General features: G+C 63.9%; 8 protein-coding genes and 2 pseudogenes. All 10 read left to right on the forward strand.

Annotation, left to right across the window (positions count from 1 at the left end):
• On the forward strand, window positions 1-948 hold a 948-nt coding region (locus tag JCM21793_RS20070), incomplete at its 5' end, for a TRAP transporter large permease (protein ID WP_025031510.1).
• A gap of 12 nt (window positions 949-960) precedes the next feature.
• Complete coding sequence (locus JCM21793_RS20075; RefSeq protein ID WP_025031511.1) at window positions 961-1,485, forward strand: MarR family winged helix-turn-helix transcriptional regulator; 525 nt, start codon at window positions 961-963, stop codon at window positions 1,483-1,485.
• A pseudogene (locus tag JCM21793_RS27255) lies at window positions 1,482-1,921 on the forward strand (RidA family protein). Before JCM21793_RS20075 ends, JCM21793_RS27255 begins: the two are co-directional and overlap by 4 nt.
• Before the next feature lie 59 nt (window positions 1,922-1,980).
• Window positions 1,981-3,056: pseudogene (locus JCM21793_RS27260) on the forward strand (NAD/NADP octopine/nopaline dehydrogenase family protein).
• Entirely contained in the window at window positions 3,056-4,039 is a 984-nt protein-coding gene (locus JCM21793_RS20090; protein ID WP_025031512.1) for a 3-hydroxybutyryl-CoA dehydrogenase, read from the forward strand. The pseudogene JCM21793_RS27260 and the gene JCM21793_RS20090 overlap by 1 nt, the downstream one beginning before the upstream one ends.
• Before the next feature lie 59 nt (window positions 4,040-4,098).
• Complete coding sequence (gene dctP / locus JCM21793_RS20095; RefSeq protein ID WP_036541077.1) at window positions 4,099-5,112, forward strand: TRAP transporter substrate-binding protein DctP; 1,014 nt, start codon at window positions 4,099-4,101, stop codon at window positions 5,110-5,112.
• A gap of 61 nt (window positions 5,113-5,173) precedes the next feature.
• The gene (locus JCM21793_RS20100; RefSeq protein ID WP_025031514.1) at window positions 5,174-5,671 is read left to right on the forward strand and encodes a TRAP transporter small permease; all 498 of its coding nucleotides are present in this window, start codon (window positions 5,174-5,176) and stop codon (window positions 5,669-5,671) included.
• On the forward strand, window positions 5,671-6,987 hold the full coding sequence (locus JCM21793_RS20105) for a TRAP transporter large permease (RefSeq protein ID WP_025031515.1): 1,317 nt from the start codon (window positions 5,671-5,673) through the stop codon (window positions 6,985-6,987). The genes JCM21793_RS20100 and JCM21793_RS20105 overlap by 1 nt, the downstream gene beginning before the upstream one ends.
• A 3-nt stretch (window positions 6,988-6,990) precedes the next feature.
• Window positions 6,991-7,764 carry an aspartate/glutamate racemase family protein gene (locus JCM21793_RS20110; protein ID WP_025031516.1) on the forward strand — a complete coding sequence of 258 codons (774 nt, stop codon included), beginning with the start codon at window positions 6,991-6,993 and terminating at the stop codon, window positions 7,762-7,764.
• Between the two features lie 92 nt (window positions 7,765-7,856).
• Window positions 7,857-13,319, forward strand: a complete 5,463-nt coding sequence (locus JCM21793_RS20115) for an alpha-2-macroglobulin family protein (RefSeq protein ID WP_155983494.1) — start codon at window positions 7,857-7,859, stop codon at window positions 13,317-13,319.
• Window positions 13,320-13,383: the final 64 nt, after the last annotated feature.

The following is a 13,383-nucleotide window of genomic DNA, read 5'->3' on the forward strand; positions in this document are numbered from 1 at the left end:
CTCGCCACCACGGCGACCATGGCCCGCATCTCGCTGCCGGCCATGCGCAAATATGGCTATTCCGACCGGCTGGCCGCCTCGTCCATCGCGGCGGGCGGAACGCTCGGCATTCTCATTCCGCCGTCCGTCATCCTTGTTATTTACGGCATCCTCACCCAGCAGAACATCGGCAAGCTTTTTCTGGCGGGCCTTTTGCCGGGGCTGATCGGCGTGATCGGCTACATGATCGCCGTGCGTCTGTCGCTGGTGGTCTATTCAGAGCATCTGGAGACGCAGCCCAAGCTGCCACTGATCGACCGCATTCGCGCTTTGCGCGGTGTGGTCTGGGCGCTGGCGCTTTTCGTGTTCGTTCTGGGCGGTATCTATCTGGGCGTGTTCACGGCGACGGAAGCGGCGGGCATGGGTGCGGGCGGGGCGTTTCTTCTCACCTTCATGCGCGGTCGGCTGACCCTGCGGGCCACGCTTTCCACGCTGTTCGACACGGCAAAGACCACGGCGGTGATGTTCTTCATCCTGTTCGGGGCGCTCTACTTCCTGAACTATGTGAACTTCTCCGGCCTGACGGGTGACCTGCGCAACTGGATCAACGCTTTCGGCGTCGGCCCCTACCCGGTGATCTTCATGATCGTGCTGATCTATCTGGTGCTGGGCTGTTTGCTTGAAAGCATCTCGATGATCACACTGACTGTGCCGATCCTGTTTCCGATTGTTACCGGTCTCGGCTTCGATCCGATCTGGTTCGGCATCTTCGTGGTGATCGCGACTGAGCTGAGCTTCATCACGCCGCCCATCGGCATGAATGTTTTCGTCATGCGGACGGTGGCGCCCGACATTCCGCTGGAGCGTATTTTCGCCGGCATCCTGCCCTTCGTGGCGATGGATGTGGTGCGTCTTGCGCTTCTGATCGCGCTGCCGGCAATGGCGCTTGTCATTCCCAATTCGATGTGACCGGACGATATGATGGCCAAAGACGAAGACAGGATCGAGATCGACCGCAATGCCGGGTTTGTCGGCGACTACCTGCTCTATCTGCTCGCTGCCGCCAGCGACGCCGCCAGTGCCGACTTTCACGCCCATGTGCGCGAGCAGGGGCTGCGCGTGCCGGAATGGCGCATTCTCGCCTGCCTGAGCGATGAGGACGGCCAGATGGTGACGCAGCTCGCCCAACTCGCGCTGATGGAACAATCGCATCTGACCAAGATCGTCGACCAGATGGCGACGAAAGGGCTGGTGAAACGCCGGAGCGACGAGCGCGACCGACGGCGCGTGCGCGTGTTCCTGACACCGGCCGGACGCGAGCTTGGCGGGCGTCTGGTCGATGAGGCGCAGGCCCATGAGCGGGCGATCATCGCTCGGCTTCGCCCCGGCGAGGCGGCGCTGCTGAAAGACGCCCTCAGGCACATTCACGCGCTGTACCGTGCCGGCAGCGGCGTTGCGGCCGCTCCGGTCGCCGGGCCGGTGAAACTGGAGACGAGAGCGACATGAGCGAGACCGAGAACGCCCCGAACGCTGCCGAGCCGCGCCTGCTGCACGCAACGGTGAGCCCGGAAGGCTGGCCGCAGCCGAAGGGCTATGCCAATGCCGTGATGACCGATGGCGGCATCATCTACACGGGCGGGCTGGTCGGCTGGGATCGCGAGGGCCGTTTCCCGGAAGGTTCGTCGCCCAGGCGCACCAGACCTTTCGCAACATCCGCGACGTGCTCGAAGCGGCGGGCGCTGGGCCGGAACATCTGACGCGCCTCACTTGGTACGTGACGAGCGTCGAGGACTATCTGGCCGACCCGAAAGGACTGGGAAGAGCCTATCGTGATGTTTTTGGCCGCTGTTTTCCGGCCATGGCCACGGTGGAGGTAACGCGCCTGGTGGAACCGGAGGCGGTCGTGGAGATCGAGGCGACGGCGGTTCTGCCCCGGGGGTGAACCAGCGAGCGTGACATGAATGCCCGTGACTGTGTGCGGGCGAGGAGGAGAGTGAAGACATGAAAGTAGCTGTTCTGGGTGGAGGCAACGGGTCTTATGCGGCTGCGGCGGATTTCGCCGAGGCGGGCCATGAGGTTCGTTGGTGGCGGCGCGACCGGGCAAGTTTCGCCGATGTCGAGAAGGCAGGCGGCATCACCCTGACCGACCACGAGGGCAGCCGGAAGATTGCGGTCGTGCCGACCGACGACCTTGCTGCAGCGCTCAAGGGAGCGGAGCTGATCGTTGCGCCAACGCCGGCCTTCGCGCAGGAGGACATCGCCACGAAGCTCGCGCCGCATCTGGAGGACGGGCAGGTGATCTACCTGCCGCCCGGCACGTTCGGCTCCTACCTGATGATGAAGCGGATTCGCGAAGCGGGCTCGAAGGCCGACATCGCGATTGCCGAGACCGGCACACTGCCATGGCTGACGCGCAAGCAGGGGTCGCTCGAAGTGCGCGTGACGACGCGGGCCTCGCGCCTGCCGACCGGCGTGCTGCCGGCGCGGCACACGGATCATGCGATCAAGACCATTGCGGCGGTGTTCCCGGCCTCCATCGAGCCGGTGGAGGATGCGCTGTCGGGCGCGCTGATGAATGCCGGCCCGATCATCCACCCGCCGCTGATCCTCATGAATGCCGGTCCCATCGAGCATTTCGACCGCTGGGACATTCATAATGAAGGCACGCAGGCATCCATCCGCCGCACGCACACCGCGCTTGACAATGAGCGCATGGCGATCCGCGAGGCGCTGGGCTATGGCGCGCCGCATTTCCCGCTCGCCGATCACTACGAGACCAGCAACTGGATGTATGGCAATCTGGCCCATGACAAGCTGGTGGATTCCGGTGACTGGCACGAGAAGCTGGACCTGAAATCGCATCGCTACATGCTGGAGGATGTGGGCATGGGCCTCGCTTCATGGTTTCCGTGGGTGAATGGGCAGGTGTGCCCTGTCCGGTTGCGACCGGCCTTCTTGCGATTGCCGGTGCTGTGGCCGAGCGCGATTTCCGCGCCGAGGGCCGCACGATGGAAAAGATCGGCCTTGCCGGTGAAAGCCGCGAGGCGGTGCAGACCATGCTGCGTGAGGGGCTGTGATGGCAGATGACGTGACCATCGCCTGCATCGGCGCCGGGCGCATGGGGCGGGGCATTGCGCAATGCGTCGCCTATGCCGGCCACGAGGTGCGGCTGATCGATGCCAAGGAGCGTGAGGCCGACGCCTTCGCAAAACTGCGCGACGAGGCGCTGGACGAGATCCGCACGGCGCTCGCCTCCATCGCAGCACTAGGTGCTTTCAAAGTCGATGCTGTTCCGCAGATCATGGAGCGGGTGAGCATCGTGCCGCGCGGCGAGGCTGCGACGGGTCTTTCCGGCGCGCGCATCGTGTTCGAGGGCGTGCCCGAGGTGACGGACGCCAAGCGCGATGCGTTTGCGCTGTTCGACGCCCATGCCGATGGCGACGCCATTCTGGCCTCGACCACCTCGACCATGCTGTCGACGGAACTGGCGGGTTTCACCTCTGCGCCCGAGCGCTTTCTCAATGCGCACTGGCTGAACCCGGCCTTTCTGATGCCGCTGGTGGAACTGAGCCCGGCCGATGAGACGGATGCGGAAACGACCGCATTCGTGCGCGCTTTTCTTGAAGGCATCGGCAAGGTTCCGATCGTCTGCAAGGCTTCGCCCGGCTATATCGTGCCGCGCATTCAGGCGCTCGCCATGAACGAGGCGGCGCGCATAGTGGAGGAAGGCGTTGCGAGCGCTGAGGATGTCGACAAGGCCGTGACCTATGGTTTCGGCCTGCGTTTCGGTGTGCTCGGCCTTTTGGAATTCATCGACTGGGGCGGTGGCGACATTCTCTACTATGCGAGCCGCTATCTCGCAGGGGCGTTTGAGGATGAGCGTTATCAAGCGCCGGAGATCATCAGCCGCCACATGGAAGAGGGGCGTATCGGCCTGAAGACCGGCTCCGGCTTCTTCGATTATTCCGACATGGATGTCGATGCCTATCGCCAGCGCCGCATGGCCGCCTTCCTGAAGGCGCTCGACAATGCGGGGCTTGTGCGGCCGCCAAAGCTTTAGGGAGCAGTTGAAACCAAAACCGGGTGGAACAAGCCCGGACAACCAGAGAGGACGAAGAAATGAACCAAGCCACGACCAGATCGATCGCCAGGACCATCAGAAACGGCCTTCTTGCAACGGCGCTCACCGGCATCGCCTTTGCCGGACAGGCCAGTGCGGAAGAAACGCTGAAGGCGATTTCCGCCTTCCCGCAGTCGCTTGCCTTCTCGCAGAGCTTCAAGGGCTTTGTCGATCTTGTGAACGAGCGCGGCAAGGGCGTCATCCAGATCAATTATGCGGGCGGGCCGGAAATGTTCCCGCCGAACCAGCAGGTGGATGCCGTGCGCCGCGGCGTGATCGACATGCAGTATGGCCCCGCCTCCTATTATCTCGGCACGATGCCGGAGGCGGATGCCTGGGTCGGCTCGACCGTGACGGCGGCGAAGGCGCGTGAGAATGGCGGCTTCGGCATCATGCAGGAAGCCTTTTCCAAGAAGCTCGGCGTGAACCTTTTGGCTCACCTCGACACCGGCGTGCAGTTCTATATCTACACGATCAACGAGCCCAAGCGGACGGAGGATGGCGGCATCGATCTCGATGGTCAGCGCATCCGCTCGCAGCCGATCTACAACTCTTTCTTTGAAGCGCTGGGTGCCATTCCCGTCTCCGTTCCGGTTCCGGATGTGTATACGGGTCTGGAGCGCAGCACGTTTGACGGTTCGGGCTGGCCGATTGTCGGCATTCAGGATCTCTCCTGGGACAAGTTCCTGCGTTACCGCATCGATCCGGGCTTCTTCCAGACCGACCTCGCCGTTGTGGTGAACCCGGCCAAATGGGACAGCTTGAGCAATGAGGCAAAGAAGATCATCAACGATGCTGCCGCCGAATATGAGCAGACATCCTATGAGAACTTCCAGAAGGTGATCGAGGAGACCGATAAGGCGGTTCGCGAGAACGGCATGGAAGTGATCACACTCGAGGGCGAGGCGCAGGCGAAGTTCCTTGATCTGGCCTATGACAGCGCCTGGAAGCGGATGAAGGATTCCGGATCAGAATATTACGACGCATTGCGCGAAGCCTATTACGACCGCTGATCCCGCACCGGCGGGGGGCTGATCGGCTCCCCGCCACACTCGCTTTGAAAAGCCGCGCACCATGTTTCTGATACGTCTCTACAACCGGGTCATCACCGGGCTGGCTGTGCTGGGCGCCGCCAGTCTCGTTTTCATTTCGCTCGCCATCATTGTCGATGTTGTCTTGCGCAACACCGGGTTTCGCCCGTTCCAGTCGACCAGCGCCATCGTTGAATATGTGATGCTCTTCTCCACCATGGCGGCCGCCCCCTGGCTGGTGCGCAACAATGGCCATGTGGCGATCTCTTCATTCGTGGGAGCGATGCCGGAAACGATACGCCTGCTGGCGGGGCGGGTCGTGCTGGTTCTCGCCATCCTGACGCTTGGCCTTCTGTGCTGGCGCTCGGCGGCGGTGGGGCTGGAGATGGTGCAGTCACGCGCGGTCGACATGCGCTCCATCAACATCCCGTCCTGGGTTCTCTACGCCATGCTTTCCGTAGGCTTCGGCCTGATGGCGCTGGAGTTCCTGCGCATGCTGGTGCGGGGCGAAACCTATACGGGTAGCGGGGGAGCGCACTGATGGCCTGGTATGAAGCCACACTCCTCATGATCGGCGGGCTGCTCGCGCTGATGTTCTTCGGCATGCCGGTGGCCATCGCCTTTCTGGCGATCAACATCGTCGGTGTTGTCATTTTCATGGGTGGGATGATCGGCATCGATCAGCTGGTCGCCAATGCCACCACATCGGTGACGAGTTTCGCGCTGGTGCCGGTGCCGCTCTTTCTCATCATGGGCGAGCTTCTGTTTCACACGGGGCTTGCCATTCGCGTGTTCGATGCGCTCGACAAGTGTTTTGGCGGCATCAAGGGGCGGCTGTCCTATCTGACAGTGGGCGGCGGCACGATCTTCGCCACCCTGTCGGGCTCCTCCATGGCCAACACGGCGATGCTGGGCACTACGCTGATGCCCGACATGATCAAGCGCGGATACAAGCCGCACATGATCATGGGGCCGATCCTCGCGACGGGCGGTCTGGCCATGATCATTCCGCCATCCTCGCTGGCCGTGCTGTTGGGCTCGCTGGCGCGGATCGATGTTGGTGCCCTACTGATCGCAGGTCTGGTACCCGGCCTCGTTCTGGCGCTCATGTTCCTTGCCACGATCCGCATACAGATCGCGCTCGATCCCGACGCCGCACCCGGCTATGCGGCGGAACGGGCAAGCGTCTCCGAGATCGTTCAGGCGCTTGCTGTCGATGTCCTGCCCATGGGCATCGTGGTCTTTGCCGTGGTCGGGCTCATCCTGCTCGGCTGGGCGACGCCGACCGAATCCGCCGCCTTCGGGGCGCTTTCGGTGGTGGTGCTTGCGGCCTGCTATCGCACGCTGAGCTGGGAGGCCGTCGTTCGTTCGCTCACCGGCACGCTGAAAGTGTCGGCCATGATGCTGATGATCATCGTGGGTTCCACGACCTTTTCGCAGATCCTTGCCTTCTCCGGGGCGTCCTCCGGGCTGATCGCGTTTGCCACCAGTTTCGAGCTCAACGCCTATGTGGTGCTTGCCATCATGTTCCTGGTGCTTCTGCTTCTCGGCATGTTCATGGATCAGCTCTCGATCATGATGTTGACGCTCCCGATCTTCATGCCGCTGGTGGCACTCTACGGGTTCGATCAGATCTGGTTCGGCGTGGTGATGCTTCTGGCGCTGGAGCTCAGCCTTGCGACCCCACCCTTCGGCCTTCTGCTCTTCGTCATGGTTGGGGTGAGCCCGGCCGGCACGACCATCGGGCAGGTGGCGCGGGCCGCGCTGCCCTACATAGCCTGCACGCTTTTGCTGGTGGTCTTGCTGGCGCTATTCCCCCAACTGGCCCTTTGGCTGCCGGGTTTGATCAGGAGCTGACGCATGAAGATCTGGTATCAGAGTTATGTCGATTACGAGAACGGCGCGGGCTACTGGGATGAACTCAGAAAGCATCTCGATGCGATTGTCGATCCCGGCACCGAGATCGATATCAAGGGCATCACCCCGCATGACAGCTATGCCCACGCCATCGTGGAGTTTCGCTGCGCGCGTGAGGTTATCTGCAATGCGGTGCGGGCCGAGCGCGAGGGTTATGACGCCTTCATCATCGGCCATTTTCAGGATGCCGGCCTCTATGAAGCGCGGTCGGTGGTCGACATTCCGGTGCTGGGCATGGGCGAGGCGTCCATGCTGCATGCCTGCCAGCTTGGCCAGCGCTCGGGCATCGTCACCATCAACCGGCGTTACATTCCCTGGTTTCACCACCAGATCGGCAAATATGGTCTCGGCGAACGCGTGACCGGCGTGCACGCCATGGATTTCGAGCCGGGGCAGATCCTTGCCGCCTTCGGCTCCGATGAGCGGCTTGAGACGGTGCGCGCCCTTTTCGAGGAGCAGGCCCGGCCGCTGGTGCGCGACGGTGTGGACGTGCTGATCCCCGGTGGCGGCATACCCATGCTTTTATTCTCGCAATTGCAAGCACACCGGGTGGATGGCGCGCCGGTGATCAACGGCATTCCGATTGTCGTGAAGCTGGCGGAAATGGCCGTGAAGCTGAAGGGGCTGACCGGCCTTGGCGTCAGCCGCACCTCGGATTTCGTGAAACCGCCCGAGGAAATCATCGAAGAGTTCATGACCCATCCGAAGGGACTATAAGAGAAGCGATAATTCTCCGAGCCTGTTGACTGGCTTTTGCAAAGCTGCCCCAATATCAATGGGACGATATCGGCAGCGCCTGGAGGATTGCCATGCTTGCGGCACGCGGACTCTCCCTGTTTTTCGTTTTTCTTCTCGGGTTTGCAGCAATGGCTGCCGCGCAGGATGCGCGCCGGATCGTGACCAGCGAGAACGCCGATTACTTCGGCTTCGACCTGCGCACCGAAAAGGATGTGACGCTCGACCAGTGCAAGGCGGTGTGCCTTGCCGATCCGCAGTGCCGGGCCTTCACCTACAACACCAGCGCGGAATGGTGCTTTCTGAAGTCGGACTTCAATCGCCTCAATGCGTTTGACGGCGCGGTGGCCGGCAAGGTTGTGGTTAGCGGGGCTGCTGCCGATCTTGGCGCGCCGCCGGCGCTGCGCTTCGTGCCCGACCATGTGCTGCGCGAGGCCGATCAATATCGTGACGAGGTGCTGCGCACGCAGAATTCCGTCAATGCCGGTTTTGCGGCGCTGGCCGCTGCGGGCGGTCAGGCGCTGGCGAACAATGATCCGCTCAATGCAATCCGGGCCTATTCCGCCGCACTCGTGGTGGAGCCGGACAATGCGGGCCTGTGGTCTCAGCTTGCGCGCGCCGCGACCGAGGCGCAGCCGGCCGGCAACATGAACCTCTATCGTCTCCAGCGCGCTGGCACGGGTGCAGCCGTGAACGCCTACAATCTGTCGCGCAGCACCGATGACCGCGCCGAGGCGCTGGCCGTTCTTGCGCCGGCTCTTGAGCGGCGCAACCTGTTCCGCCCCGCGCTCAGCGCCTATGAGGCGAGCCTTGCGCTCAGGACCGCGCGCGATGTGCAGGAGGCCTATGCCGACCTCAAGCGCCGCAAGGGCTTCCGCGTGATCGACCATTCGGTCGATTCCGACAGCGCCACGCCGCGCGCCTGCGTGCAGTTTTCCGAGGAACTGGTGAAGAGCGGCGTCGACTATGCCCAGTTCGTGACCGTCGACAATCTGCGCTCCTTCGCCGTTGATCGCAGCGACAAGGAGCTTTGCGTCAGCGGCCTGAAGCATGGCGAGCAGTATCGCATCGTCATCCGGCAGGGTCTGCCGGCGGCCATTGGCGAGGTGATTGCCGAGCCGGTGCCGCTCGAAATCTACGTGAGGGACCGTGCGCCTTCGCTGCGCTTTACCGGTGACAATTTCGTGCTGCCGTCTTCGGCGCGCCGGGGCATTCCGTTCGTTTCCGTGAACACCGACAGTGCGACGCTGTCCGTCTACCGCGTTGGTGACCGTGCGCTTGCGCGTCTTCTGAGCGAGGGGCAGTTCCTGCGCCAGCTCAACGAATATGCGGTGAACGAGGTGGCCGACCAGATGGGGGCGCCCGTCTGGGAAGGCACGATCGAGGTCGACGCCGAACTGAACAAGGATGTCGTCACCAGCATTCCCATCGATGAGGCGGTGCCGGAGCGCAAACCCGGCGTCTACATGATGACGGCGGTGCCGGAAGGCGACCGGAGCCAGAACTGGGACAACCGCGCCACGCAGTGGTTCCTTGTCTCCGATATCGGGCTTTCCACCTTTGCCGGCGAGGACGGGCTTTCGGTCTTCGCGCGCTCGCTGGCGAGCGCGAAGCCGCTCGATGGTCTGAAGCTCAGGCTTGTGGCGCGCAACAATGAGGTGCTTGGCGAAGCGGAGACCGATGGCGATGGACATGCGCGCTTTGATCCCGGTCTGGCGCGCGGCTCTTCCGGTCTCGCACCGGCGGCGATCATCGCCCGGAACGGGACGGAGGATTTCGTTTTCCTCGACATGACGCGCGCTGGCTTCGACCTTTCGGATCGCGGCGTGACGGGGCGTCCCTCGCCCGGACCGCTCGACGTGTTCGCGTGGACGGAGCGTGGCATCTATCGCGCCGGCGAGACGGTGCATGCGAGCGCGCTCACGCGAAATCCCGCTTCGGATGCGGTGGAGGATCTGCCGCTGACCTTCATCTTCCGCCGTCCCGACGGTGTGGAGGACCGGCGCGTCGTTTCGGATGGCGCGGCGCTTGGTGGTCATGCGGTGACGCTTGATCTGCCCGGAAGCGCGATGCGCGGCACCTGGGTGCTCGGCATTTATGCCGATCCGAAAAAGCCGGCGCTGGCCGAGAAGAATTTTCTGGTCGAGGATTTCGTGCCCGACCGCACCGAGTTCGAGCTTGCGAGCGCGGATGAGACCGTGCCGGTCGGCGGTGTGACGGATGTGACCGTCGATGGCCGCTATCTCTATGGCGCGCCGGCGGCGGGGCTTGCGCTTGAAGGCGAACTGACGGTCGCGCCGACGCGCGAATGGAAAGCCTTCCCGGGCTATGTCTTCGGCCTCGATGATGAAGAGGATGTGGAGGCGCTGCGCGTCTCGCTGCCCGGCCTGCCTGAGACCGATGCGCAGGGGCAGGCGCAGTTCCCGGTGGCGCTGGATGGCGCGCCTTCGACCACGCGTCTTCTGAAGGCGGATGTGAGTGTGCGCATGCGCGAGGCCGGCGGCCGCGCCGTGGAGCGTGCGCTGGAGATCGATGTCGAGCCGGAAAGCGCGATGATCGGCCTGAAGCCGGAATTCACCGGCGGGCGCGTTGCCGAGGGAGCGACAGCGAACTTCCGCGTGATCGCGGTCGATCCGGAGGGCGAGCGCATCGCCATGGACGGCCTCGAATGGAAACTGCTGAAGGTGGAGCGTCACTATCAGTGGTATCGCGATGGCGGTTCCTGGAACTATGAGCCGATCACCACGACGAGCCTCGTGCGCGAGGGAACGGTGGATGCGAAGGCCGACAGCGAGCCGCAGATCGGCGTTTCCGTGGACTGGGGGCGCTATCGCCTCGAGGTGGAAAGCCCGGATGCGGGCGGGCCGATCACTAGCGCGGCGTTCGATTCCGGCTGGTATGTGGAGGCCGGTTCCACCGAAACGCCGGACGGGCTGGAAGTGGCGCTCGACCGCGACGCCTATGCGGTGGGCGAGACGGCGAAGCTGAAGATTTCGCCGCGCTTTGCCGGCGAGGTTCTGGTGACGGTGGGCTCTGAGAGCCTTCTGGAAACCTTCACCGCAAAAGTGCCGGAAGCCGGTGCGACCGTGGACATTCCGGTGACCGATGCACTCGGGGCCGGGGCCTATGTGACCGCAACGCTGTTCCGCCCCGGCGACGATGCCGAAAATCGCCTGCCCATGCGCGCCATCGGCGTGCGCTGGCTCAAGGTCGATCCGGGTGCACGGGATCTTTCGGTTGAACTCGGCGTGGAGGAACAGGCGCGTCCCGATGAGAGCCTTTCCATCCCCGTCAGCGTTGGCGGGCTGGCACCGGGCGAAGAAGCCTATGTGACCGTCGCGGCGGTCGATGTGGGCATCCTCAACCTCACGCGCTACGAGCCGCCACAGCCGGACGCCTGGTATTTCGGCCAGCGCATGCTGGGCATCGAAATGCGCGACATTTACGGGCGGCTGATCGATGGTTCGCTCGGCGCGATGGGCCGGCTGCGCACAGGCGGCGATGGCGGCGGCATGACGCCCACCGGCAGCGCGCCGACGCAGAAGCTGGTCGCCTTCTTCTCCGGCATCGTGAAGGTGGATGATGACGGCAAGGCGCAGGTCTCCTTCGATATTCCGCAGTTCAACGGCACGGCCCGCATCATGGCGGTCGCCTGGTCGAAGAAGGGTGTGGGCAGCGCGCAGCAGGATGTGATCATCCGCGATCCCGTTGTGCTGACCACCAGCCTTCCGCGCTTCCTGGCTCCGGGCGATGAAGCGCGGCTTCTGCTTGAAATCGCCAACACGGATGGCCCGGCCGGCGACTATCGCCTCACGGTGATGGCCGAAGGGCCGGTGGACGCCGATCTGCGGTCGCTCTCCGATACGGTGACGCTTGAGGCGGGCGGCAGAGCGACGCTTTCCGTGCCTGTTTCGGCGACGAACCAGACGGGCGAGGGTGCGCTGACGGTGGCGCTTGCGCATGAGAGCGGGCTTGCCGTGGAGAAGAGCGTGCCCCTGCCGGTGCGGCCCGGCGTGATGCCGGTCGCCACCCGTAGTGTGGTCACGCTTGCGGCCAATGGCGGCAGTGTCTCGCTGGACGGCGCGCTTCTGGAAGACAGCTTTGCCGAGAATGCGTCGGTGAGCCTCAACATTTCGCGGGCCGACGGGTTCGACATTCCGGCACTTTTGATGTCGCTCGACCGCTACCCCTATGGCTGCACGGAGCAGACCACCAGCCGCGCGCTGCCGCTGCTCTATGTGAGCGAGCTTTCAAAGGCCGCCGGACTGGACGACGACCCAGCGCTGAAGGGGCGCATCGAGGACGCCATCACAAGCGTGCTTGCCGCCCAGTCTTCGTCTGGCGGTTTCGGTCTCTGGGGACCGGGATCGGGCGATCTGTGGCTCGACGCCTATGTGACGGATTTCCTCACCCGCGCCGGCGAGCAGGGCTTTGCCGTGCCCGAGGCCGCGATGGGCCAGGCGCTGCAGAACCTGCAGAACACGCTCGCCTATGACACGGATGTTTCCTCGCGCGGCAGCGAGATTGCCTATGCGCTCTATGTGCTGGCGCGCAACCGCAAGGCTTCCGCCGGCGATCTGCGCTACTATCTCGACACGCGGCTCGATGAGTTCTCCACGCCGCTGGCTCGTGCGCAGCTGGCCGCGGGTCTCGCGCTCTATGGCGATGCAGAACGTGCGGAACGGGGCTTTGCCTCCGCCTTCCGTCTCGCTCAGGGCATGAGTGGGCGCTACACGGCGCGCTCCGATTACGGATCGCGTCTGCGCGACGGCGCGGCGATGCTGGCGCTGGCGGCGGAAAGCCGGCCCGAACCGGCGCTGGTGCCGCAGATGATCGATCTGGTTGCCGATGTGCGCGGTGACACGCGTTACATGAGCACGCAGGACGAGGCGTGGATGCTGCTTGCCGCCCGCGCGCTGAGCCAGTCGAGTGATGATCTGCGCCTGACCGTGGACGGCAACGCCCATGCGGGCGCATTCTCGCGGCGGCTCTCCGGGCTGGAGATCGAGGCAGCGCCGCTGACGGTGGCCAATCAGGGCGATGAGCCAGTCGATGCGGTGATCACCACCGTGGCCGCGCCGCAGCAGCCGCTGCCGGCGGGCGGCGAGGGCTTCACCATCGAGCGGCGCTACTACACGCTTGACGGTGAAGAGGCGAATGTCTCCGACGCACGCCAGAACGAGCGCTATGTCGTGGTTCTGGAGATGATGGAACAGAACGCCTGGCCTTCACGCGTGCTGGTCTCCGATCTGTTGCCGGCGGGCTTCGAGATCGACAATCCGCGCCTTGTCGGCAGTGCGGATCTGGCGAATTTCGAGTGGCTTGGTCAGACGGATGCGGTTCACACCGAGTTCCGCGACGACCGCTTCATTGCAGCCTTCGATCGCAATGGGGGCGGCAAGTTCCGGCTTGCCTATGTGGTGCGTGCGGTGACGCCGGGCGTCTACACGCATCCGGCGGCGAGCGTGGAAGACATGTACCGTCCGCAATTCTCCGCCCGCACGGCCACGGGCTTCATGGAGATCGTGGGGCAGTAGGCGGCGGCGATGAAAACGCGTCGACATATGCGCCGGGTCGCCATGGCCGCTGGCCTTGCGGCCC

This window comes from Nitratireductor aquibiodomus NL21 = JCM 21793 (genome assembly GCF_000615975.1).
In the GTDB taxonomy this organism is placed as follows: Bacteria; Pseudomonadota; Alphaproteobacteria; order Rhizobiales; family Rhizobiaceae; genus Nitratireductor; species Nitratireductor aquibiodomus.